This is a genomic window from Pseudomonas nitroreducens (assembly GCF_024170165.1).
Lineage (GTDB): Bacteria > Pseudomonadota > Gammaproteobacteria > Pseudomonadales > Pseudomonadaceae > Pseudomonas > Pseudomonas nitroreducens_C.
This window is the reverse complement of sequence record NZ_JALJXP010000011.1, coordinates 114,288-135,557: the sequence shown is the minus strand read 5'-3', so window position 1 is coordinate 135,557 and position 21,270 is coordinate 114,288. Positions and strand designations below refer to the sequence as shown.

At 65.2% G+C, this 21,270-nt stretch carries 20 protein-coding genes; 5 read left to right on the top strand and 15 right to left on the bottom strand.

Going from position 1 to position 21,270, the window contains the following annotated elements; translation table 11 throughout:
- Window positions 1-58: 58 nt before the first annotated feature.
- The 3 genes from J2T47_RS21250 to J2T47_RS21240 form a co-directional block, all read right to left on the bottom strand.
- Entirely contained in the window at window positions 59-418 is a 360-nt protein-coding gene (locus J2T47_RS21250; protein WP_253451341.1) for a PilZ domain-containing protein, read from the bottom strand.
- A gap of 60 nt (window positions 419-478) precedes the next feature.
- A complete protein-coding gene (locus tag J2T47_RS21245) occupies window positions 479-901 on the bottom strand; it encodes a DUF4124 domain-containing protein (RefSeq protein ID WP_253451338.1) in 423 nt (140 codons plus the stop codon).
- A 75-nt stretch (window positions 902-976) separates the two neighbouring features.
- A complete protein-coding gene (locus J2T47_RS21240) occupies window positions 977-1,357 on the bottom strand; it encodes a hypothetical protein (RefSeq protein ID WP_253451335.1) in 381 nt (126 codons plus the stop codon).
- Between the two features lie 99 nt (window positions 1,358-1,456).
- Here J2T47_RS21240 and J2T47_RS21235 point away from each other — a divergent pair, with 99 nt between their 5' ends.
- The 3 genes from J2T47_RS21235 (at window position 1,457) to pyk (ending at window position 4,833) form a co-directional block, all read left to right on the top strand.
- Window positions 1,457-2,281 carry an outer membrane assembly lipoprotein YfiO gene (locus tag J2T47_RS21235; protein ID WP_253451332.1) on the top strand — a complete coding sequence of 275 codons (825 nt, stop codon included), beginning with the start codon at window positions 1,457-1,459 and terminating at the stop codon, window positions 2,279-2,281.
- 100 nt (window positions 2,282-2,381) lie between these two features.
- Window positions 2,382-3,311, top strand: a complete 930-nt coding sequence (locus J2T47_RS21230) for a universal stress protein (protein WP_253451329.1) — start codon at window positions 2,382-2,384, stop codon at window positions 3,309-3,311.
- A 70-nt stretch (window positions 3,312-3,381) separates the two neighbouring features.
- Window positions 3,382-4,833, top strand: coding sequence for a pyruvate kinase (pyk, locus tag J2T47_RS21225; RefSeq protein ID WP_081516323.1), 1,452 nt, complete (start codon window positions 3,382-3,384; stop codon window positions 4,831-4,833).
- Window positions 4,834-5,240: 407 nt separating this feature from the next.
- Here pyk and J2T47_RS21220 read toward each other — a convergent pair whose 3' ends face one another.
- From J2T47_RS21220 to J2T47_RS21210, 3 genes are all read right to left on the bottom strand, one after another.
- Window positions 5,241-6,014: an enoyl-CoA hydratase-related protein gene (locus tag J2T47_RS21220; protein WP_253451326.1), complete on the bottom strand. Its 774-nt coding sequence runs from the start codon at window positions 6,012-6,014 to the stop codon at window positions 5,241-5,243.
- Window positions 6,015-6,198: 184 nt separating this feature from the next.
- Window positions 6,199-7,137 carry an iron-sulfur-binding ferredoxin reductase gene (locus J2T47_RS21215; RefSeq protein ID WP_253451323.1) on the bottom strand — a complete coding sequence of 313 codons (939 nt, stop codon included), beginning with the start codon at window positions 7,135-7,137 and terminating at the stop codon, window positions 6,199-6,201.
- Window positions 7,130-8,257, bottom strand: a complete 1,128-nt coding sequence (locus J2T47_RS21210) for a GGDEF domain-containing protein (RefSeq protein ID WP_253451320.1) — start codon at window positions 8,255-8,257, stop codon at window positions 7,130-7,132. Before J2T47_RS21210 ends, J2T47_RS21215 begins: the two co-directional genes overlap by 8 nt.
- Before the next feature lie 263 nt (window positions 8,258-8,520).
- Between J2T47_RS21210 and J2T47_RS21205 the strand changes: the two genes are divergently transcribed.
- Window positions 8,521-10,044 (top strand): fumarate hydratase, encoded by a 1,524-nt coding sequence (locus J2T47_RS21205; protein WP_253451317.1) that lies wholly within the window; start codon window positions 8,521-8,523, stop codon window positions 10,042-10,044.
- 69 nt (window positions 10,045-10,113) lie between these two features.
- Here the strand turns inward: J2T47_RS21205 and J2T47_RS21200 are convergent, their stop codons facing one another.
- The 9 genes from J2T47_RS21200 to J2T47_RS21160 form a co-directional block, all read right to left on the bottom strand.
- A complete protein-coding gene (locus J2T47_RS21200; RefSeq protein WP_253451314.1) occupies window positions 10,114-10,614 on the bottom strand; it encodes a hypothetical protein in 501 nt (166 codons plus the stop codon).
- 94 nt (window positions 10,615-10,708) lie between these two features.
- Window positions 10,709-11,014 carry a ribbon-helix-helix domain-containing protein gene (locus J2T47_RS21195; RefSeq protein WP_081516329.1) on the bottom strand — a complete coding sequence of 102 codons (306 nt, stop codon included), beginning with the start codon at window positions 11,012-11,014 and terminating at the stop codon, window positions 10,709-10,711.
- Between the two features lie 33 nt (window positions 11,015-11,047).
- Window positions 11,048-11,629 carry a DJ-1/PfpI family protein gene (locus tag J2T47_RS21190; RefSeq protein WP_253451311.1) on the bottom strand — a complete coding sequence of 194 codons (582 nt, stop codon included), beginning with the start codon at window positions 11,627-11,629 and terminating at the stop codon, window positions 11,048-11,050.
- A 90-nt stretch (window positions 11,630-11,719) separates the two neighbouring features.
- Window positions 11,720-13,384, bottom strand: a complete 1,665-nt coding sequence (locus tag J2T47_RS21185) for a GMC family oxidoreductase (RefSeq protein ID WP_253451309.1) — start codon at window positions 13,382-13,384, stop codon at window positions 11,720-11,722.
- Window positions 13,385-13,454: 70 nt separating this feature from the next.
- Window positions 13,455-14,672, bottom strand: a complete 1,218-nt coding sequence (locus J2T47_RS21180) for a mandelate racemase/muconate lactonizing enzyme family protein (protein ID WP_253451307.1) — start codon at window positions 14,670-14,672, stop codon at window positions 13,455-13,457.
- Entirely contained in the window at window positions 14,669-15,964 is a 1,296-nt protein-coding gene (locus tag J2T47_RS21175; RefSeq protein WP_437181007.1) for an MFS transporter, read from the bottom strand. The genes J2T47_RS21180 and J2T47_RS21175 overlap by 4 nt, the downstream gene beginning before the upstream one ends.
- Before the next feature lie 99 nt (window positions 15,965-16,063).
- Window positions 16,064-17,485: an aldehyde dehydrogenase gene (gene aldA, locus J2T47_RS21170; protein ID WP_253451303.1), complete on the bottom strand. Its 1,422-nt coding sequence runs from the start codon at window positions 17,483-17,485 to the stop codon at window positions 16,064-16,066.
- A 260-nt stretch (window positions 17,486-17,745) separates the two neighbouring features.
- Window positions 17,746-18,684 (bottom strand): LysR substrate-binding domain-containing protein, encoded by a 939-nt coding sequence (locus J2T47_RS21165; protein WP_081516333.1) that lies wholly within the window; start codon window positions 18,682-18,684, stop codon window positions 17,746-17,748.
- Window positions 18,685-18,736: 52 nt separating this feature from the next.
- On the bottom strand, window positions 18,737-19,903 hold the full coding sequence (locus J2T47_RS21160; protein WP_253451300.1) for a hypothetical protein: 1,167 nt from the start codon (window positions 19,901-19,903) through the stop codon (window positions 18,737-18,739).
- 221 nt (window positions 19,904-20,124) lie between these two features.
- Between J2T47_RS21160 and J2T47_RS21155 the strand changes: the two genes are divergently transcribed.
- Window positions 20,125-21,000 (top strand): LysR substrate-binding domain-containing protein, encoded by an 876-nt coding sequence (locus tag J2T47_RS21155; protein WP_253451297.1) that lies wholly within the window; start codon window positions 20,125-20,127, stop codon window positions 20,998-21,000.
- Window positions 21,001-21,270 lie beyond the last annotated feature (270 nt).

The following is a 21,270-nucleotide window of genomic DNA, read 5'->3' as shown; positions in this document are numbered from 1 at the left end:
CCGGACGCCGACTCCGTGGCGTCCCACACCGAACAGATCGGTCAGCGCGTCCTGCGCTTCAGACCGACTCCACCTGCCGGCGAAAACTGAAATAACGGCGCAGCGCGTCGACCAGCTCGACGTACTCCAGCGGCGGCGCTGTCAGGCTGAAACCCGAATCGTAGTTGCCTGGATTGACGTCCTCGCGGCACCACTGGCAGGTGGCGGCGAACTCGATCAGTTGCAGCTTGCCGTCGTGCCCGGGGATCTTCAGGCGCATCTCGAAGCGGCCACCCACCAGCATCGGCAGCTGGCTGATCAGGAGCAGCCCATCCAGCGACACGTTGCCCAGGTAGCCCATCGGTTTGTCGGTGATGCTGTTGAACACCTTCAGGTAGTAGGGCAGCTGATGGCGCTCGATATGTCGTTGATGACGCATAATGGCGTTTCGCTATGAAATATCGTCCAGTATGACGATGCCGCCCAGGCAGGGCCAGTCCTAACGACAACCTTCCGCCAGCCGTGCGCTAAGCGCCTGACGAGCGGCGTCGAGCTGTGCATCGCTGTAGTAAGTCCTTTCACCACTGCTGGTCTGCGTGAAGTACCGCCCGCCATGACTGAGCGACTCCAGGTCACGGCGCCACTTCGCGCACTGCTGGTCCAGCTTGGCCTGCTGCTGGGCCGCCTGGTTCTGGGCGGCGGCACTTTCATCTCGACGCGCGTCATAGAAGCGGCGGGTTCGCTCCTCCCGCTCGCGGGTCGCCTCGTCACGCTCGACGACCTGCGGCTTGACCTCGACGCGTTGCGCCCCTGGCGGTGGTGTTTCGCTGAAATGCACCTTTCCCTGAGCGTCGGTCCAGCGGTAGATGTCCGCCGAAGCCAGCAGGGGGAAACACCAGGCACAAAGCCACAGGGCGCGCATTCGTAGCTCCTTGCATGAAGCACAGAAGAGATTAGCCAGCTATCGGCCGTGCTCAAGTCGACCCGCGACCGGCGGTCAGGGCATCGCTACAGGCGCGGGCGGGTCGAGGCGCAGATCGTTGGGCAGACGGCCATTCAGGCGCAGCGTCTCCAGCCGAGCCCTGGCTCGATAGGCATACTCACTGGTGGGGTAGCGGGCGACGATGAACTGATAGGTCTGCGCCGCATCGACGTAGAACTTCTCACGCTCCAGGCACTGGCCGCGCAGCATGGAGATTTCCGGCTGGATCCACGGCCGCGCGCGGGCCTTGCGCTCGGTCTCCGAGAGCTCCAGCTGCACGCGCTGGCAGTCGCCGCTCTTGTACGCGCGGTAGGCATTGTTCAGGTGATAGTTCATCGACCAGCTGGTGCAGCCGGTAACACTCAGCGCCAGCAGCGCGAGGAAAAGGGTTCGCATGGGCATATCCTCCGTTGGGAAGTGTATCGGCCCGTCTTGGCCGTACTGTAGCCCGCCACTAGACTCACGTGGACTTCGCCCCAGCGCAAAGGATCTGCCATGCGTTTCGCCCACCCGCTTTCGATTGCCCTGCCGTTCGCCGTGCTGCTGCCCTGGCTCGCCGCCTGCGCCCCGACCACGCCGTTATTCGTTGCCCAGATCACCACCGGAGAAGTGGCCGAATACAAGCAGCTCAAGAACAAGCGCATGACTGCTGCCGTGGAAGAGGAAGGCGACCTGCTCACCTACAGCGCCCAGGCCATCCGCGATGGCAAGAGCAGCGAAGCCGAGCAGCTCTATCTCACCGGCTACGACAACACCCGCTATGGGCCCGAGGTTCGCGCCATTGCGCTGTACCAGATCGGGCTGATCTACATGAGCCGCTACAACGACCAGCGCGACGATCAGAAAGCCATGGATTACTTCCAGCGCATCGACCGCGAGTTCCCCGGCACCAAGGCCGCCGAACACGCCGACGCCCGCGAGCTGATCATCCGCCAGCGTGCCAGGGAGCCGGTGCAGAAGACCGCCAAGCAGTTGCTCGCCGACTGGCAGCCGCAGTACAACCTGGACCTGAACAAGCCGACCCTCGACCCCGACATGACCCTGCTCTCGCGCCGCGCCGTGCTCAAGGGGCGTGTCGACGAGGCAGCGCAGCTCTACCTGCTGGGCGCCAATGACCCGGCCATCCCGGCGGACATTCGCGAGAAGGCGCTGTACCAGCTGGGCCTGATGTACATGGCGCCGGACAACCCGCACCCGGACCGCGAGAAGGCCATCGCCTACCTGCGCCGCCAGCTCGCGGAGTTCCCCAACGGCGAACTGTCCGACAAGGGCGCCCGGCATCTGGACCGCGCGCTGAACCAGACCTCGCCACGCAGCTGACGGCAAAGCCCGCGCGCCGCTGAGCCACATCAAGGCGCGCGGCGGGCGGCAGTGTCTACGCTTGCTCTGCAATGAGCGCAGAGCAAGCGAGGACTCCGCCATGAAGCTGCAGCACCTGCTCGTCATCATCGACCCGACCCGCGCGGACCAGCCTGCCCTCACCCGCGCCCGCTGGATCGCCCAGCGCTGCGGGGCGCGCCTGGAGCTGCTGGCCTGCGCGTACAACGCGGCGCTGGACAACGCCCTGCTGCTGGAACGCGGCGACCTCGACGCCGCCCAGCACAACCTGCTGGACGAGCGCCTGGCCAGGTTGCAGCAACTGGCCGCGCCGCTGCGCGAGGCTGGCATCGACGTGCACTGCCAGGCACGCTGGGGCAAATCCCTGCACCACCAGGTCGTACTTCACTGCGAGCAGACCAGGCCCGACCTGGTACTCAAGTCCGCGCACCACCACAACCTGCTCAAGCGCCTGTTCCTCACCAACCACGACTGGCAACTGATCCGCCATTGCCCGCAGCCGCTGTGGCTGGTGCAGCACGGCGAGTGGTCCGGAAAGAACCTGTGTGCCGCCGTCGACCCGTTGCACACCAGCGACGCGGCCGCCGCGCTGGACCATCGGCTGATCATGGTAGCCCGCGAGCTAGGGCAACGCCTGAAGCTCGACGACCATTACCTGCACGCCTACATGGCACTGCCGCACACCCTGGCATTCAACGCGGAGCTGCTGGCCGACTACGATAACTATGTGCTGCGCACCGAGGCTCACCACCGCGAAGCCTTCGACGCCCTGCTCGCCCACTACCCGCAGATCGACCGTCAGCGCACGCTGCTGGGCCAGGGCTTCGCCGAGGAAGTGATCCCGGCCTACGTGAAGGACCACGCCATCGACCTGCTGCTGATGGGCGCGGTCGCCCGCGGGCAGCTCGACAACGCCCTGATCGGCCAGACCGCCGAGCGGGTCTTCGAGGAAGTCGAATGTGATCTGCTGGTGATCAGACCCGACCTGAAAGAGTCACCTGAAAGAGAGTAAGATGGCGCCCTGGCCGCCCCGGACCCGCTCCGTGGAAGGCCTGACCGCTGCTTTCCCCTAGGAGTCCCGCATGTCCCTTCGCCGCACCAAGATCGTCGCCACCCTCGGCCCAGCCAGCAATTCCCCCGAAGTCCTGGAACAGCTGATCCTCGCCGGGATCGACGTCGCCCGCCTGAACTTCTCCCACGGCACTCCCGACGAACACCGCGCGCGCGCCCAGCTGGTGCGTGACATCGCTGCCAAGCACGGTCGCTTCGTGGCGCTGCTGGGCGACCTGCAGGGTCCGAAGATCCGCATCGCCAAGTTCGCCAACAAGCGCATCGAACTGGCAGTCGGCGACACCTTCCGCTTCTCCACCAGCCACCCGCGCACCGAAGGCAACCAGCAGGTCGTGGGCATCGACTACCCGGACCTGGTCAAGGATTGCGGCATCGGTGACGAGCTGCTGCTGGACGACGGCCGCGTGGTCATGGCGGTCAAGGAAGTGAAGGCGGACGAACTGGTCTGCGAAGTCCTGATCGGCGGCCCGCTGTCCGACCACAAGGGCATCAACCGCCGTGGCGGCGGCCTCACCGCGCCGGCCCTGACCGAGAAGGACAAGGCCGACATCAAGCTGGCCGCGAGCATGGACCTGGACTACGTCGCCGTGTCCTTCCCGCGTGACGCCAAGGACATGGAGTACGCCCGCAGCCTGCTCACCGAGGCCGGCGGCACCGCCTGGCTGGTGGCCAAGATCGAGCGCGCCGAAGCCGTGGCCGACGACGAAGCCCTGGACGGCCTGATCCGCGCCAGCGATGCCGTGATGGTCGCCCGTGGCGACCTCGGCGTGGAAATCGGCGACGCCGAGCTGGTGGGCATCCAGAAGAAGATCATTCTGCACGCACGCCGCTACAACAAGGCGGTGATCACCGCGACCCAGATGATGGAGTCGATGATCCAGAACCCGATGCCGACCCGCGCGGAAGTCTCCGACGTGGCCAACGCCGTGCTCGACTACACCGACGCCGTGATGCTCTCGGCCGAATCCGCCGCCGGCGAATACCCGGTGGAAGCGGTCAAGGCCATGGCACGCATCTGCGCCGGCGCCGAGAAGCACCCGACCACCAAGAAATCCAGCCACCGCCTGGGCCAGACCTTCGAGCGCTGCGACGAGAGCATCGCCCTGGCGGCCATGTACACCGCCAACCACTTCCCGGGCATCAAGGCGATCATCTGCCTGACCGAAAGCGGTTACACCCCGCTGATCATGTCGCGCATCCGCTCCTCGGTTCCGATCTTCGCCTACTCCCCGCACCGCGAAACTCAGGCCCGCGTGGCACTGTTCCGTGGCGTGGAAACCATCCCGTTCGACCCGGCAGCCCTGCCGCCGGAGCGTGTCAGCCAGGAAGCCGTCGACGCGCTGCTGCAGCGTGGCGTGGTGACCAAGGGTGACTGGGTGATCCTGACCAAGGGCGACAGCTACACCGCCCAGGGCGGCACCAACACCATGAAGGTGCTGCACGTGGGCGACCTGCTGGTCTGATCCGGCTGTGAAGGCTCTTTATTGAGCGAGAAAGGCCGCCTTCGGGCGGCCTTTTTACTGGCGGTTGCTCAAAGGGCAACCAATCGGCTGAAAGCCAGGCGCCCCGTGGCTTCGGCACCTTGGCCCCAAGCTTATCCACAGCACCTTCCACACCTTATGTGGGCAACCTGCCGGGAGTCGTTCAAATACCACTCAATCCCCTGCAGGCCACGGCTGGCGGTGGCTAGCAGGGTTGCCCCAGAGGTTATCCACAGCGCGTTCCACAGATTGTGTGGGCAACCTTTGCGTAGCAGCGGTGACATCGAATTCCCCTGTAGGAGCGGGCCATGCCCGCGATCGCGCGCATGGCCCGCTCCTACAGTGAGCAGTGCGTCAGGGCACGTGCTCCAGCCAAGACAACCCGCGAATTACAGAAACTTGGAGAAGTCCGGCTGGCGGCGCTGGGTGAAGGCGCTCAACGCCTCGTGGGCTTCCGGGGAATGCAGGCGCTGCACGAAGTGCTGGCCCTCCTCCGCCACCACGCGACGCAGTTCCTCGATGAAGGGCGCTTTCAGCAGACGCTTGCTCAGCGCAACAGCGGCAGGCGGCAGTTGCTGGAAGGCGTTGCAGACTTCACGGGCACGCTCCAGCGCTGCCGCGCCGTCTTCCAGTGCCTCGTTGGCGATGCCGTAGGCCACGGCCTGTTCGCCGGTGAAACCCTCGCCACGCAGCAGCAGGCTGGAAGCCTTCACCGGGCCGACCAGACGCGGCACCAGGAAGCTGGAGCCGAACTCCGGGCACAGGCCCAGGTTGACGAAGGGCATCTTCAGCTTGGCGCCCCTGGCGATGAACACCTGGTCGCAATGCAGCAGCAGCGTGGTGCCGATGCCCACGGCCGGGCCGGCGACGGCGGCGACCACCGGCTTGGTGAACTCCATCAGCGCACGCATGAAGCGGAATACCGCGCTGTCCGGGCCGCTCGGCGGCTCCTGGAGGAAATCGACGATGTCGTTGCCGCTGGTGAAGCACTCGGCGTTGCCGGTAATCAGCACCACGCGCACCGAACGATCCTCCTGCGCCGCTTCCAGGGCATCGGCGAGACCGGCATACATGCTGCGGGTCAGCGCATTCATCTTGTCCGGACGGTTCAGGCGCAGGGTCAGCAGGCCCTCTTCGCGCTCGACGAGAATCTGTTCGCTCATGGCAATTCCTTGTTCTTATTGAAAGTGGGGAGGACCGCTTCAGAGCCTTTTCAACACCTCGCGAGCTAGAGCAGAACAAGGCGGAACCAGGCAGAAAAAGCGGAGTTTACATCGTGTAAATGAGCATTTTTCTGCCTGGTTCCAACGCAGTTATGCCGACGCGCAGCAGGTGATCAAATGGCTCTCAGGCGTGGGGCAGGTACAGGTCGGCCAGCGTCTGGCCACGAGGCACGCCGCAGAGGTAAAGGCGGCGGGCGAAGGCATCGACGCTGGCGGGATGGCCGCAGAGTAAGGCGAGGGTTCGCCGGGAAACAAGCCGGAGTTGCGCCAAAACCTCGGCCGACTCGGCCGTGGTCAGCAGCGTCACTTCCAGCTCAGGGTGGCTGGCGGCCAGGGATTGCAGGGGTTCGGCCAGGTAATGGCCGGCAGGGTCATGGGCCTGGTGAATGACCCGGATCGGCCCGCCGTGATGCTGCCGCAGCGCCTCGCGCAACACGCCCCAGAGCGGCGCCAGACCGGTACCGGACGCCATCAGCAGCAGCGGCCGCTCGTGCCATTCCGGGTCGTAGTGCAGCGCGCCGCCACGCAGTTCGCCCAGACGCAGGCCGTCGCCGAGCTTCAGGCCGCGGGCGAAATCGGCGAAGGCGCCTGGTTCGCGGCAGTCTATGTGGAATTCGAGCCAGGGGTCGAGGCCCGGCACGCTGGCCAGGGAATACGGTCGCGCTACCCCCTCGGCACTCCAGAGGATCAGGTGCTGCCCGGCGCTGTAGCGCAGCGGGCGTTGCGGGGTCAGGCGCAGGCGCAGCACGTCCGGGGACGGCCAGTCCAGTTCGCTGACCGTGGCGGGCAGCCCGTCGCGCTGCGGGTCGAAGGCTTCCACGTTCAGGTCTTCGATCACCCGGCACTGGCAGGACAGCCGCCAGCCTTCTGCACGGCGTGCCGAATCCAGCGCATCGGGCAGGGCATCCTCGACCTCGCCGCCAGTGCAGCGCACCAGGCAAGCGTGGCAACTGCCGGCGCGGCAGCTGTAGGGCACGGCGATGCCGGCCCCGCGCAGGGCATCGAGCAGGTTGACTCCGGGGCTGACCGAAAAGCGTTGCGATCCGGCCTGTATCTCAGGCACGCGTCCACTCCCATGCGGCATCGCAGCGGTTACGTCCGCTGCGTTTCGCACGGTAGAGCGCCTGGTCGGCCCGTTGCAAGGCCTCGTCGAGATCGTCGTTGGCGTCGAGCAGGGTCATCCCCGCCGACAGGCTCAGGGACTCGATGTTCACCCCCACCGGCTCTGCCGCCGCGTAGGCCATCCGCAGCCGTTCGCAGCAGGTGGTCAGTCGGTCGGCATCGGCGTTGGGCAGCAGCAGGACGAACTCCTCGCCGCCGTAGCGCGCCAGCACATCGCCCTCGCGCAGGCAGGCCCGCGCCACGGCGGCGAAGGTCTGCAGCACGCGGTCGCCGGCGGCGTGGCCGTGGACATCGTTGATGCGCTTGAAGTGGTCCAGGTCGATCAGCGCCAGGCCGTGGCGCTGGCCGGGGTGCATTTCTTCCAGCGCGCGGCCGGCCAGGCGAATGAAGTGCCGGCGGTTGAACAGCCCGGTGAGCTCGTCGGTGGCCACCAGGTCTTCGAGCTGGCGCATCATGCCGCGCAGGGTGTCCTGGTGCGCCTGCAGCGCATAGCGGCGCTGGCGCATGCGTTGGCGAAGCGACTGCACGTAACCGGCGAACAGGCTCAGCCAGGTGAGCACGATGAACAGCACCAGCAGTTGCAGGACTGCCTGGGCCGGCAGTTGCAGGCGTTGCTGGAAGGCTTCGTGGAGGTTCAGGCCGGCGAAGGCAATGAACGCCAGCGCGGCGCAGCGGGCGAATACCCTTGGCTGCAACTGGAACACGCCGAACAGCAGGATCAGCACGTAGAGCACCATCAGCGTGCCACGCGCGGTATCGACATTGGCCAGGAACAGGGTGTTCCAGACCAGCGCCACCAGCACCTGCGGCTCGGTCATGCTCGGGTCGCTGAAGCGCTGGTTGCGTCCGCTGAAGAACAGCCAGGCGAACACCAGCTGGCTGCCGGTGACCAGCAGCGTGCAGGTCAGCGCGAAGCTGACAGGGGCGCGGTAGAACTCGCCGAATACGGCCAACCACAACAACAGCAGCGCCAGGGCATAAGTCCCGAGGGCCATGCCGAATCGCCTGATGAGTAGTTTTTGTAAGGCGTGCTGCTTCAGAGGTGGTTTCAGCGTGCTCATGGGGCTCCGTCCCGTAATGGCACCTGGCCTTCACTCTACTCTCAAAGCGCCCCAGTGCCTAGCCGATCGGAATGTGGGCGGTCAGCGAGCTCTTTCATCAGAGCAGCGGGCTTTCTGGGACCAAGGTCGGATCACCGGCGAGTGCGCGGCAAGCGACCGCAGCGCTATACTATGGCGCCTTTTTTCGCCGCAGCCGTGTCGGCGCAACCCTGATGTAACAGGCTGACAGCCTGTCTTACCCCGCCTGAAGAGGACCGTGCTCCATGGCCGTGATCAAGCAAGACGACCTGATCCAGAGCGTCGCCGATGCCCTGCAGTTCATCTCCTACTACCACCCGGTTGATTTCATCCAGGCCATGCATGAGGCCTACCTGCGTGAAGAATCGCCGGCCGCCCGGGACTCGATGGCGCAGATCCTGATCAACTCGCGCATGTGCGCCACCGGCCACCGCCCGATCTGCCAGGACACCGGTATCGTCACCGTGTTCGTCCGCGTCGGCATGGACGTGAGCTGGACCGGCGCCACCATGAGCGTCGACGACATGATCAACGAAGGCGTGCGTCGCGCCTACAACCTGCCGGAGAACGTCCTGCGCGCCTCCATCCTGGCTGACCCGGCCGGCGCGCGTAAGAACACCAAGGACAACACCCCGGCGGTGATCCACTACTCCATCGTCCCCGGCAACACCGTGGAAGTGGACGTCGCGGCCAAGGGCGGCGGCTCCGAGAACAAGTCGAAGATGGCCATGCTCAACCCGTCCGACTCCATCGTCGACTGGGTGCTGAAGACCGTTCCGACCATGGGCGCCGGCTGGTGCCCGCCGGGCATGCTCGGCATCGGCATCGGCGGTACCGCCGAGAAGGCCGCAGTGATGGCGAAGGAAGTCCTGATGGACGAGATCGACATTCACGAGCTGAAGGCCCGCGGTCCGCAGAACAGGATCGAGGAAATGCGCCTCGAGCTGTTCGAGAAGGTCAACCAGCTGGGCATCGGCGCCCAGGGCCTGGGCGGCCTGACCACCGTGCTCGACGTGAAGATCATGGACTACCCGACCCACGCAGCATCCCTGCCGGTCTGCATGATCCCCAACTGCGCCGCCACCCGCCACGCGCACTTCGTGCTCGACGGCTCGGGCCCGGCCGAACTGGAAGCGCCGTCCCTCGACGCCTACCCGGAAATCGTCTGGGAAGCCGGCCCGTCCGCGCGCCGCGTCAACCTCGACAGCATCACCCCGGAAGAAGTGCAGAGCTGGAAGCCGGGCGAGACCATCCTGCTCAACGGCAAGATGCTCACCGGCCGCGACGCCGCGCACAAGCGCATGGTCGACATGCTGAACAAGGGCGAAGAGCTGCCGGTGGACCTCAAGGGTCGCTTCATCTACTACGTCGGCCCGGTCGATCCGGTCGGTGACGAAGTGGTTGGCCCGGCTGGCCCGACCACCGCGACCCGCATGGACAAGTTCACCCGCCAGATCCTCGAGACCACCGGTCTGCTGGGCATGATCGGCAAGTCCGAGCGCGGCCCGATCGCCATCGAGGCAATCAAGGACAACAAGGCCGTCTACCTGATGGCCGTGGGCGGCGCCGCCTACCTGGTCGCCCAGGCGATCAAGAAGTCCAAGGTCCTGGCCTTCGCCGAACTGGGCATGGAAGCGATCTACGAGTTCGAAGTGAAGGACATGCCGGTGACCGTTGCGGTCGACACCAATGGCGAGTCGGTGCACATCACCGGCCCGGCCATCTGGCAGAAGAAGATCGCCGAGAACCTGGCGGTGGAAGTGCAGTGATCACTGCATGACTGCTCGATAAAAAAGCCCGGCCATGTGCCGGGCTTTTTCATGCTCGCGAACCGGGTGTCAGAGCGCGGTTTCCAGGCTCGACTGGATCGCTTCGGTGCGCTCCTCGATCTGCTCGGCAGCCGACGCCGGCCTGAAGTTGATGCTCAGGACCCCGGATTCGAAAGCCACGGCGCGGCGGTAATCGCGGGCCGCGGGGTTGCTGGCGTCATAGCGGATGACGATGCGTTTGAGCTTGTCCTTCATCGCCTGGCGCCCCAGGTCGTAGGAGGTGAGCATTTCCAGCGCTTCGGCCAAGGGCACGAAGTACACGTTGGTCCAGTAGTCGTCGCTACCGTAGTGCGCGGCCTGGCCGGGCAGTGCGATGCTGTCCCAGTCGACTTCGACCGGCACGGAAAAGCCGGCGGACTGGTGGATGTCCTTGAGTTGCGTCTGGTAGACACTCTGCTGGTAAGAACTGATGGCCGCCTGTTCGACGGCGGTGGGCGCGGCATGCAACAGGCCGCTCGCCAGCCCGCAGGGCAGGGCGAAGGCAAGCAGGGTACGGCGAATGGATGACATGGCGATTCCCGGGATCTGGAAATCGCGCAGTCTAGGAAGCCATACCGACCTCGGGGATCGGACAGTTCGACAGCCGCTGTGGGCGGATGCCGACTCAGGATGCGCTGCGCGCCACCAGACTCAGCTCGGTGACCTTGTCGCGGCGCTGGGCCAGGAAGCGCGTGCAGCTCACCCGCAGGAAGGAGGCGAAGTTCACCACCTCCCCGCGGTAGTCCATCACCTCATCGTAGAGCTTGGTGATCAACTGGTTGGTGGTCATGCCGTCCACCTCGGCGATCTCGCGCAGGATGTCCCAGAACTGGTTCTCCAGGCGCAGCGTGGTGACCACGCCACGGATGCGCAGCGAGCGCGAGCGCGACTCGTAGAGGATCGGGTCGGCCTTAACATAGAGTTCGCACATGGACGGCTTCTCCAGCTTCGATGTCGGGCCAGTTTACAGGCTGATCTTCGTGCCCAGCACGTCGAGGAACTTCGCCAGCCAGGCGGGATGCGCCGGCCAGGCCGGAGCGGTGACCAGGTTGCCGTCGACATGGGCGGCGTCCACCGGGATATCCACGTACTCGCCACCGGCCAGCGTCACTTCCGGGCCGCAGGCCGGGTAGGCGCTGCACGCGCGGCCCTTGAGCACACCGGCAGCGGCCAGCAGCTGGGCACCATGGCAGACGGCGGCGATGGGTTTCTTCGCGGCGTCGAAGGCTTTTACCAGTTCGATCACCCTGGCGTTCAGGCGCAGGTATTCCGGGGCGCGGCCGCCGGGGATCAGCAGCGCGTCGTAGTCTTCGGCGCGCACCGTGGCGAAGTCGGCGTTGAGGGCGAAGTTGTGACCGGGCTTCTCGCTGTAGGTCTGGTCACCTTCGAAGTCGTGGATGGCGGTGCGGATGCTCTGGCCGGCCTGCTTGTCCGGGCAGACGGCATGGACGGTGTGCCCGACCATCAGCAGGGCCTGGAACGGCACCATGGTTTCGTAGTCTTCGGCGTAGTCGCCAACCAGCATCAGGATCTTCTTCGCGGCCATCTGGGCATCCTCCCGGCAAGGCCCGGCCATGGTGGCCGGGCATGCGGGAGAGCTTAGTCAGTGGCGCGGGCAGCGGGTAATACGCCGCTACTACACCGCCGCGTGCTGGACGGACTTGGCCGACGAACGCTGCTCGGCGGCCTGGCGGGCGTCTTCGAGGATCAGGTCGGCGCCCTTCTCCGCCACCATCATCACCGCGGCATTGGTGTTGCCGGAGGTGACATTGGGGAAGATCGACGCATCGACCACGCGCAGCCCCTTGAGGCCGTGCACGCGCAGGCGGTTGTCCACCACCGAGGTCTGCGGGTCGCTGCCCATGGCGCAGCTGCCGCACAGGTGGTAGATCGAGCCGCAGTTCTCGCGGAAGTACTGCAGCATCTGCTCGTCGGACTGGGTCGCCGGGCCGGGCAGCACTTCTTCCACGGTGATCTTCTTCAGCGCCGGGGCGTTCATGATCTTGCGGATCAGGTGGCTGCCCTGGATGGCTTCATCGATGTCCTTCTGCGTGCTCAGGTAGTTCGGGTCGATCAGCGCGGCGTCGGCCGGGTTCTTCGAGGCGATGCGGATGTCGCCGCGACTGGTCGGCCGGCACGGGTTGAAGCAGAGCAGGAAACCCGAGTACGGCTCCGGTTTCAGGCTGGCCTTGTTGCTCTTGGGAATCTGGTACGACAGCGGGTTGAAGTACAGCTGCAGGTTCGGGTGCTCCAGCTCATCGTCGCTGCGGAAGAAACCGCCGCTCTGATTCACGCTCATCGACAGCGGCCCCTTGCGCGTCAACAGGTATTCCAGCCCGAGCCTGGCCTGGCCGAACAGCGAACCGAAGTCGTCGTTCAGGGTGCGGATATTGGCCTTGTAGTAGTAGCTGACGCAGAGGTGGTCCTGCAGGTTCTTGCCCACCGCCGGCAGCTCGTGGACTTGCGGAATCTGGTGCTGGTCGAGCAGCTTGCGGTCGGCAACCCCGGACAATTGCAGCAGCTTGGGCGAATCCACCGCGCCGGCGGCGAGGATCACCTCGCGCCTGGCGTGGAACTCACGCTGCACGTCGCTCTGCTTCACGCTCACGCCAATGGCGCGCTTGTTTTCGTCGAACAGCACGCGCTCCACCAGTGCATTACGCTCGACGCTCAGGTTCTTGCGACCCTGCGCCGGGTGCAGGTAGGCGAAGCTGCTGGAGCAGCGCTGACCATTCTTCGTGTTGACGTCGTAGAGACCGGCGCCTTCGAAGTCCTTGCCGTTGAAGTCGTCGCTCAGCGGGTAGCCCAGCTCCTGGCAGCCGTTGAGGAAGCTGTCGCAGATCGGGTGGGTGTGGCCTTTCATCGGCGTGATCTGAATGGGGCCGTTGCCGCCGTGGTACTCGGTGTTGCCCAGCGGGTGCGATTCCAGCTTGCGGAAGTACGGCAGCACGTCCTTGAACGACCAGCCCTCGTTGCCATCGGCCGCCCAGTCGTCGAAGTCATGGGCCTGGCCACGCACGTAGATCATCGCGTTGATCGAGCCCGAACCGCCCTGCACCTTGCCGCGCGGCGCATAGAGTTCGCGGTTGGCGAGCTGCTTTTGCGGCTGGCTGTAGTACATCCAGTTGAAGGTCGGGTTGTAGTAGAGCTTGGCGAAGCCCACCGGGATCTTGAACCAGTGCGAGCTGTCCTTGCCGCCGGCCTCCAGCAACAGGACGCTGTGTTCACCCGATTCGCTGAGGCGGGCGGCGAGGATGCAGCCGGCGGAACCGGCGCCGACGATGATGTAGTCGTATTTCATGGATTGCGTACCGCGGTGTTGGGTAAAACCCCGCTCCCCTTCCTTCACGGAAAAGGGGGCGGGTCCGGCATCAGCCCTTGGCTGGTGCGTTGTCTTTCACGTCGACGGGGTCCGGGCCCATCTGCAGGTGCAGGCGCTCACCGGTATAGGGGCTGTGAGCGCGCACCACGTCCATGTTCAGCTCGACGCCCAGGCCGGGCTCGCTGGACGGGATGATGTAGCCGTCTTCCCACTGCAGCGGCTTCTTCAGGACCTGCGCGTGGAAGCCGTCCCAGGTGCCGATGCTTTCCTGGATCAGGAAGTTCGGCGTACAGGCCGCCAGCTGGAAGCTCGCCGCCGCGCCGATGGGGCCGTTGTAGAGATGGGGGGCGATCTGCGCGTAGAAGGCTTCGGCCATGGAGGCGATCTTCTTGCCTTCGAGCAGGCCGCCGCAGCGACCGACGTTCATCTGCAGGATCGACGCGCCGCCGGCCTGTAGCAGCTTGAAGAATTCGTACTTGGTGGTCAGGCGCTCGCCGGTGGCAATCGGGATGCTGGTCTTGGCGGCCACCTGGCCCATGGCGTCTTCCTGGCCCGGCGGGATCGGTTCTTCGAACCACAGCGGATCGTACTTCTCCAGGCGCCGGGCCAGGCGGATGGCCGAGGACGGCACCATCTGTCCGTGGGTGCCGAACAGCAGGTCGCACTGGTTGCCCACCGCTTCGCGGATCTTGCGGCAGAAGGTTTCGCAGCGCTCCAGCACTTCCAGCGACACCTGGTGGCCGGAGAACGCGGTATAGGGGCCGGCCGGGTCGAACTTCAGCGCGGTGAAGCCCAGCTTCATGTTCTCGATGGCGCACTCGGCGGCCAGGTCCGGGTCGGAGTAGTCGTACTCGCCCTGGGCATTCTTCGGATACAGGTAGGTGTAGGAGCGCAGGCGCTCGTGGACCTTGCCGCCGAGCAGCTCGTAGACCGGCTTGTTCGCCGCCTTGCCGATGATGTCCCAGCAGGCCATTTCCAGGCCGCTGACGATGCCCATCATGGTCAGGTCGGGGCGCTGGGTGAAACCGCTCGAATAGGCGCGACGGAAGAAGCGCTCGATGTGGTGCGGGTCCTGGTTCTCCAGGTAGCGGCCGAATACGTCCTCGATGGCCGGCACCATGACCCTGGGATGGAAGGTGGCAGCGTAGATCTCGCCGACGCCTTCGATGCCGCAATCGGTCTTCAGCTTGACGAACAGCCAGTACATACCGCCGACGTGGGGCGGCGGGACGGCGACCACATGGGTTTCGAGGGAGACGATCTTCATGCTTGTTTCGCTCTCTTCTGGATGCGCTTGTTCAGGATCAGGGTGGCGACCACGCCCAGCAGGCCCATCACCACGACGTAGGAGAAGTAGATCTGGTAGCCGACGAAGCCGGGGAAGCGGTCGGTGATGTAGCCGTTGAGCAACGGCAGATAGGCGTCCGGGGCGTAGCCCAGCACCGAGATGATGCCGATGGCCAGGCCCGTGACGCGCAGCGGGATGTGGCAGTCGTCGAGGATCGCCCAGTACAGGCCACGGATGGCGTAGGTCATCAGGCCGATGAAGATCACCAGGAAGATCAGCACGCCCAGCACATGCAGGCTCGGCAGCACGATCAGGCCGATCATGCCCAGCGCGGCCAGCAGCATCGCCCAGGTCAGCACGCCGGTGCGGGTGAAGCGGTCACCCAGCCAGCCGCCGCCGATGCCGCCCAGTGGGCGCATCCACAGCTTGATGGTGGTAATCAGGCCGGCGGCCGTGGCGGAAAGGCCGAAACCGCCTTCCTGCAGGTAGGCCGAGAAGCTGTAGGTGGCCCAGAAGAAGTGGTAGCCGCAGAAGACGATGGCAGTCACCAGCCACAGCTCGGGAATGCGCAGCAGGGTGCGGAAATCTTCCAGCAGGTTGCCCTTCTCGGCGTTGGCATCGCGGGTGTTCTTCTGCGGATCACGCACGGCCATCAGCGCCACGCCGAGCACGATGCAGAAGAGCGCGTACATGTGGATCACCAGTTGCAGGCCCTGGGCGTTCTTCTCGCCGCGGGTCTCGGTGACGTAGGCAAACAGCGCGATGGCGATGGTCGCCAGCAGTGCCTCGACCAGCCCGCGCCCGCCGTCGAGCACGCCGAAGAAGCGGCCCTGCTCGTCTTCGCCGGCAAGCATCTTCACCCGCTTGATCAGCGCGGCCCAGAAGGTCAGGCCGGTGGTGATGCCGAAGCCGCAGAAGATCACCAGCAGCGTGTCGAAGCCCGGCAGCATGGCGTACCACATGCCCAGCAGGCCGGTGCCGATCAGCGAGAAGCTGATCAGGAAGCGCGGTGACAGGCGATCCGCCAGCCAGCCGCTGGGCAGGTAGCTGAGCAGGAAGGCGGTGCCGAGGATCGAGTAGAGGTAGCCCAGTTCGCTGTTGTTGATCGCCAGCGCCTCGAGCATGGTGCTCTGGTACACCTGGCGCAGGTACAGCATGGGATAGATCGCCCCCGCCGCGAGCACGAGCAGGGCGAGCTGGATGTAACGGGTGAGGTTGGCATTAGCGGGCACGGCCATGGGCATGGCTTCTGCACTTATTGTTTTTTTCATCATGCATCTCGCAGCCGACGCGGTCGCCGGCAACTGGTCGGAACAGCAGTGGGAAACACAGGGCCCAGGCAGTGGGCCCTGTGGAGTTGAATCAGCGGATCAGAATTTCAGGACCACGAGGCGCGTCTGGGTGAACTCCAGCATCCCGTGCTTGCCGTCGTCGCCGCCCAGGCCCGAGCGCTTCCAGCCGGCGTGGTAGCCCTGGTAGGGGTCGGCAGGTGTGCGGTTGATGTAAATCTCGCCAGCCTCGATGTGGTTGGCGACCTTCATGGCGTTGCGGTAGTTCTCGGTGTAGAGCACCGAGGACAGGCCGAACTGGTGGTCGTTGGCCATGGCCAGCGCTTCGTCGAGGGTTTCGTAGGAGAGCACCGGCAGCACCGGGCCGAAGATTTCCTCCTGGACAATCTCCATGTCCTGGCGGCAGCCGCTGAGCAGGGTCGCCGGGTAGAAGTGGCCGGCACCTTCGGGCAGCGCGCCGCCGCACTCCAGCACGGCGCCCTCGGCCAGCGCGCGCTGGACCTTGGCGTGCACGTCGGTACGGGCGCGGCCGTACTGCAGCGGGCCCATCAGGCTGGCGTCCTCGGCACGGTTGCCGATGCGCACGGCGGCCATCTTCTCGCGCAGCAGGGCGAGGAAACGGTCATGCACGCTGGCCTGTACGTAGACCCGCTCGATGGCGGTGCACAGCTGGCCGCAGTGAGTGGTCTTGGAGGCAACGATGGCGGCGGCGGCCTTCTCCAGGTCGGCGTCCGCCTCGATGATCGCCGGGGTCTTGCCGCCCAGTTCCAGGGACGGCTTGGCGATGTTGGCCTTGCAGTAGTCGAGCACGATACGGCCGGCGCCGACGCTGCCGGTCAGGGTGATCAGGCCGACCTGCGAGTGCTGGCAGAGTACGCCGGCAACGTCGTGGTTCATGGTCAGCACGTTGAGCACACCGGCGGGCAGGCCGGCTTCCTCGGCGCAACGGGCGATTTCGAAGGCCGAGGTCGGGGTGTTGTTGCTCGGGCGCACCACCACGGTGTTGCCGCTGATCAGCGCCGGGGCGACCTTGCGCAGCAAGGTGTAGACCGGGTAGTTGAACGGGATCAGCGCTGCCACCACGCCGATCGGCTCGCGCTGCAGCAGAATGGTTTCGTCGGTGGAATCGCTGGGGATCACTTCGCCTTCGATGCGACGCGCCCATTCGGCATGGTAGCGGGTGATCTGGCCGGCGTAGAACGCTTCGCTGCTGGCATCGGCCAGGCTCTTGCCGGACTCGGCGGCCAGGGCGGCGCCAATACGATCGGCATTGCGTTCCAGGGCTTCGGCGAAGCGACGCAGGTGCTCGCCACGCTCGATCGCCGGCAGACGAGCCCAGCTGCGCTGAGCGCGTGCGGCCGCCTCGACGGCATTGCGTACATCGGCTTCGGTTGCAGCTGGCACCTGAGCGACCTGCTGCTCGGTCGCCGGGTCGAACACGGCGATGTGGGCGAAGGAGGCGTCGGCAAAGCGGCCGTCGATGAAATTACGATCTGTACGCATGGGCATGTCCTGTCGTTCAAGCAAGGCTTCGGCCGCTGGCGGCCACACGGAACGACAAGGTGCAGGCTGACTCATGCAGACGACGGGCAAGGCGGCGCGGCGCAGGCATGGGGTGACTCTTGTCGTTATCGAATGGCCGAAGTTTCGGTAGGCACCGCAGGAGCGACAAGCGATTAATAGACCGCAGTAACTTGCGAAAAACGCAGGTTAGTACGCGCAGGAAAGACGCCACTTCCTACAGGAAATGACGGTGGATTCTTTCAGGAAAGACTGATGACGGAGCCCGATCCCGCCAGGTTGCGCTCGGTCATCCACACTTCCTGCTGCAACCACTCATGGAAGCGCTGGACGTGGGACGGCAACTCCTGTTCCGGCCGGCTGACCCACCAGTAGGACTGATGGCCCTGCACCTCGACGTCGAGCATCTGCACCAGTTGCCCCGCCGCCAGTTCACGGGCGACCATCTGCCGATCGGCGATGGTGATGCCCAGCCCGTCGATGGCCGCGCGGATGGCCATGTCCAGCAGGTCGAATTCGTAGCCGCCCTGCAGATCGACACCCTGGATCTTCGCCGCGTCCAACCAGTGCCGCCACGTCAGGAAGCGCTGGTCGTCGCGGGCCAGCACATGCAGCAGCGTCATGCTGCGCAGGTCGATGTCCTGCTCCTCGCGCTGAGCCAGCAGACTGGGCGCGCACACTGCAATGTGCCGTTCGTGCATCAGCAGCGAACTGTCCAGGCCATCCCATTCGCCATTGCCGAAGCGAATCGCGCAATCCAGCGTGCTGCTCTGCGCGAGACTGTCCTGCAGGTTGGTGGTCAGGCTCACTTCCAGGTCGGGGTGCGCCTCGCGCAGGCGCGACAGACGCGGCAACAGCCAGCGCAGGGCGAAGGTCGGCGGCGCATTGACCCGCAGTCGGTTGAGGTGGTGGCGCTGCTGGATGCCGCGCACCGTCAGCTCGATACGGTCGAACGACAGTTGCAGTGCCCGCAACAGCACCCGCCCGGCCTCGGTCAGCTCCAGGTGGTGGTGTCGGCGCACCAGCAGGCTCTCGCCCAGCTGCTCCTCCAGCTGGCGAACCTGACGGCTGACCGCGCTCTGGGTCACGTTGAGCAACTCGGCCGCACGGGTAAAGCTGCCCGTGCTGCCGGCCACTTCGAAAGCCTTCAGCGCATTGAGCGCCGGAATCTTGCGTTTCACCCACCCTTCCCTGCCCCGCGGCCGTTGCCGCGCAGGTCTTGTCAGCGCGATATCAGAAGTAATAGCCGACATTCGCGTACAGCTGGTTCTCCCAGTGGCTGGTGCCACCTTCGGCCAGGCTCTGGGTGTAGTTGCTGCCGCCGATGTACGGATCGTTGCGGCCGTTGAGCCATTCCACGGCGATGTACACCGCCTTCACCGAGAAGGAGGTGCCGAAGATGAAGCGCTGCGAAGTCTTGAAGTCATCAGCGGATTTGTCGAAGGCACTGTAGTTGCCATAGACCTTCACGCCGCTGACCCAACCATCGAGGAAACTTCCCGGAATGCTGTAGCTCAGGTCGCCGACATACAGGTTACCGCGACTGGCGACGTTGAACGTACCGTCGTACCCACCGAATGTGACTACCTCGTCGCTCCCCGGATTGCGTGGCGACATCTGCTGGCGTGCCGCCTGCAGTTGCACGCCCCAGGGGCCATTCTGCCCGGCATAGTGAATGGCGTAGGCGTTGCGCCGGCCGTTGTCGTCGGTGTCCTGGTTCTCCAGGCGCGAGGTCAGCGCGGAGAAGCCGATTTCGGACTTCCAGTTGCCCAACTGCAGCGAACGCGCCAGTCGGCCGACGAGGATCTGCCGCTCCTTGTTGCGCGAGCCGTCGCCGACATAGCCGTCCGCGGAGGTCACCACGGTGGAATAGGTGGTGCCGTTGCTGGTGCCGTTACCCTCCCATGCGGGGCGGCTGTATGCGCCCACCTGGAGGTTCCAGTCGTCCTGCTGCTGGATGTACTTCACGCCCACGTCGTTGACGTCTTCCAGACCGATGACGTTACCGAGGGTCTCGTAGAAGGTGCTGCCGAAGAAGGGTTGCAGACCGAAGGGAATCTGGTTGAGGCCGACCTGGATCTGCCGGTCCGGATCGAACCTGTAGCCGATCCAGGCGTACTCGGCGAAGTTCACGTCACCAAAATGCTGGGTGTACTGGTAGGGATAGTCCTTGCCGTACCAGCGGTAGCGCGCGGCGCCGATCCAGGTGTCGGAGGTGTAGGTGACGCGCAGCATCGCGGTGTCGATGCCGAACTTCTCGATATCGCGGTCCGGGTCATGATCCCAGCGCGCGCGCACCGCGCCGCCGATGTCCAGGTTGTCGGTCAGCGGTACGGCAACGGCGGTGGAGCTCAGGGCGAAGAGTGCAGGAAGCAGGAACGGCAGGTGGAGTCTGGCCACGTTGAAGGTGCCTCGGCTGGTTTCTTGTCGTTATGGGAATCGCCCGCGCCCGGTGCTCCCCGGTGCGTGAGCGCGGCCGAAACTAGCCCTTGGCCGAACCGCCACACAAACGACTAAATCGCAGTCAAAACCCGAGAAAAACGCATATTCCGAAGGCATCGCCCTCGCTAGAATCGGCGAAGAAAGCCCGCGCCCCGAGCGTACTTCCGGATGGCCCCGCCATGCGCAATCTGCCGCCCCTGACCATGCTCCGCGTCTTCGAAGAAGTGGCCCGCCACCGCAGTTTCAATCGGGCAGCCGATGCACTGAACGTCACCCAGGGAGCCGTCAGCCGGCAGATCAAGCAACTGGAGGAATACCTCGGAATCAGCCTTTTCCTACGCACACCTCGTGGCCTGACGCTGACCGAAGCCGGCAGCTCCCTCGCCCCGCACCTGGGCGAAGCCTTCGACCAGATGGAGCGCGCCCTGCAGTCCGTGCGCGTGCCTAACCTGCGCCAGTGCCTGCGCATCCTCGCGCCACCTACCTGGGGTACGCGCTGGCTGTCGCCGCGCCTGCGCAGCTTCCTCAAACGCTATCCGGACATCAGCCTGAGCATCACCAACCAGCAGGGTGACGACAGTGCCGGCGAACTGGATTGCCGCATCCGGTTCGGCCTGGAGCAGGCTGCGCACTGTCATAGCGAGCTGCTGGTGATGGAGCGCCACATCGCCGTGGCCAGCCCCGAGTTGTTCGAAGGCGAACAGCCACCCGAACTTGGCGCGTACCCGTTGCTGCATATCCTCCACGAGGGCAAGCGTCTGAGGGTCTGGGAAAACTGGCTGGAAGCGGTCGGCCGCAGCGACATCGACGCAGCCAGCGGGATCGAGTTCAGCACCCTGGACCAGGTCATCCATACGGCCCTGGCCGGTGGTGGGCTGGCAGTGATCGACCGGCAGATGATCGAACGGGAACTGGACAACGGCAGCCTGCTGCCGATCACTCCCGTCGAGGTGCTCGGTCCCTACGGCTACTGGCTGGACATCGCCAGCGACAAGCTGGGACTGTCGAAGGTGGAGCGCTTCCAGCACTGGCTGAACGCGGAGCGCAATCCCTGAGCGCTGCCACCAACGCCAGACAAAAAAGAGCCAGGTACCTGACTCGCCGTCAGGTGACTGGCTCAAGTCAGAGGCATGATGACGGAGCACCCCTCATGTCTCTTCTGCATGCCCCGATCGGCGTGCGCCCCATTCTTGACGCCACTCCCGGGAGCGGGCTGCCAGAAGCGTCCTAGAGTCAGCCGCGATATTTCCGGTACAGGTTCCGCCCCGGCGCATCGCCAGGAGCTTCCCCTTAACCTCGACGACAGGCGTGCCAATGAGGGCGCG

What these genes read in the sequence shown, in the direction of transcription:
- J2T47_RS21200 (WP_253451314.1), bottom strand. Translation starts at nt 10,614, where the DNA reads ATGTCATCCATTCGCCGTACCCTGCTTGCCTTCGCCCTGCCCTGCGGG.
- aldA (WP_253451303.1), bottom strand. Translation starts at nt 17,485, where the DNA reads ATGCGTACAGATCGTAATTTCATCGACGGCCGCTTTGCCGACGCCTCC.
- J2T47_RS21245 (WP_253451338.1), bottom strand. Translation starts at nt 901, where the DNA reads ATGCGCGCCCTGTGGCTTTGTGCCTGGTGTTTCCCCCTGCTGGCTTCG.
- J2T47_RS21195 (WP_081516329.1), bottom strand. Translation starts at nt 11,014, where the DNA reads ATGTGCGAACTCTATGTTAAGGCCGACCCGATCCTCTACGAGTCGCGC.
- J2T47_RS21230 (WP_253451329.1), top strand. Translation starts at nt 2,382, where the DNA reads ATGAAGCTGCAGCACCTGCTCGTCATCATCGACCCGACCCGCGCGGAC.
- J2T47_RS21155 (WP_253451297.1), top strand. Translation starts at nt 20,125, where the DNA reads ATGCGCAATCTGCCGCCCCTGACCATGCTCCGCGTCTTCGAAGAAGTG.
- pyk (WP_081516323.1), top strand. Translation starts at nt 3,382, where the DNA reads ATGTCCCTTCGCCGCACCAAGATCGTCGCCACCCTCGGCCCAGCCAGC.
- J2T47_RS21210 (WP_253451320.1), bottom strand. Translation starts at nt 8,257, where the DNA reads ATGAGCACGCTGAAACCACCTCTGAAGCAGCACGCCTTACAAAAACTA.
- J2T47_RS21220 (WP_253451326.1), bottom strand. Translation starts at nt 6,014, where the DNA reads ATGAGCGAACAGATTCTCGTCGAGCGCGAAGAGGGCCTGCTGACCCTG.
- J2T47_RS21190 (WP_253451311.1), bottom strand. Translation starts at nt 11,629, where the DNA reads ATGGCCGCGAAGAAGATCCTGATGCTGGTTGGCGACTACGCCGAAGAC.
- J2T47_RS21205 (WP_253451317.1), top strand. Translation starts at nt 8,521, where the DNA reads ATGGCCGTGATCAAGCAAGACGACCTGATCCAGAGCGTCGCCGATGCC.
- J2T47_RS21180 (WP_253451307.1), bottom strand. Translation starts at nt 14,672, where the DNA reads ATGAAGATCGTCTCCCTCGAAACCCATGTGGTCGCCGTCCCGCCGCCC.
- J2T47_RS21240 (WP_253451335.1), bottom strand. Translation starts at nt 1,357, where the DNA reads ATGCGAACCCTTTTCCTCGCGCTGCTGGCGCTGAGTGTTACCGGCTGC.
- J2T47_RS21185 (WP_253451309.1), bottom strand. Translation starts at nt 13,384, where the DNA reads ATGAAATACGACTACATCATCGTCGGCGCCGGTTCCGCCGGCTGCATC.
- J2T47_RS21175 (WP_437181007.1), bottom strand. Translation starts at nt 15,964, where the DNA reads ATGAAAAAAACAATAAGTGCAGAAGCCATGCCCATGGCCGTGCCCGCT.
- J2T47_RS21250 (WP_253451341.1), bottom strand. Translation starts at nt 418, where the DNA reads ATGCGTCATCAACGACATATCGAGCGCCATCAGCTGCCCTACTACCTG.
- J2T47_RS21235 (WP_253451332.1), top strand. Translation starts at nt 1,457, where the DNA reads ATGCGTTTCGCCCACCCGCTTTCGATTGCCCTGCCGTTCGCCGTGCTG.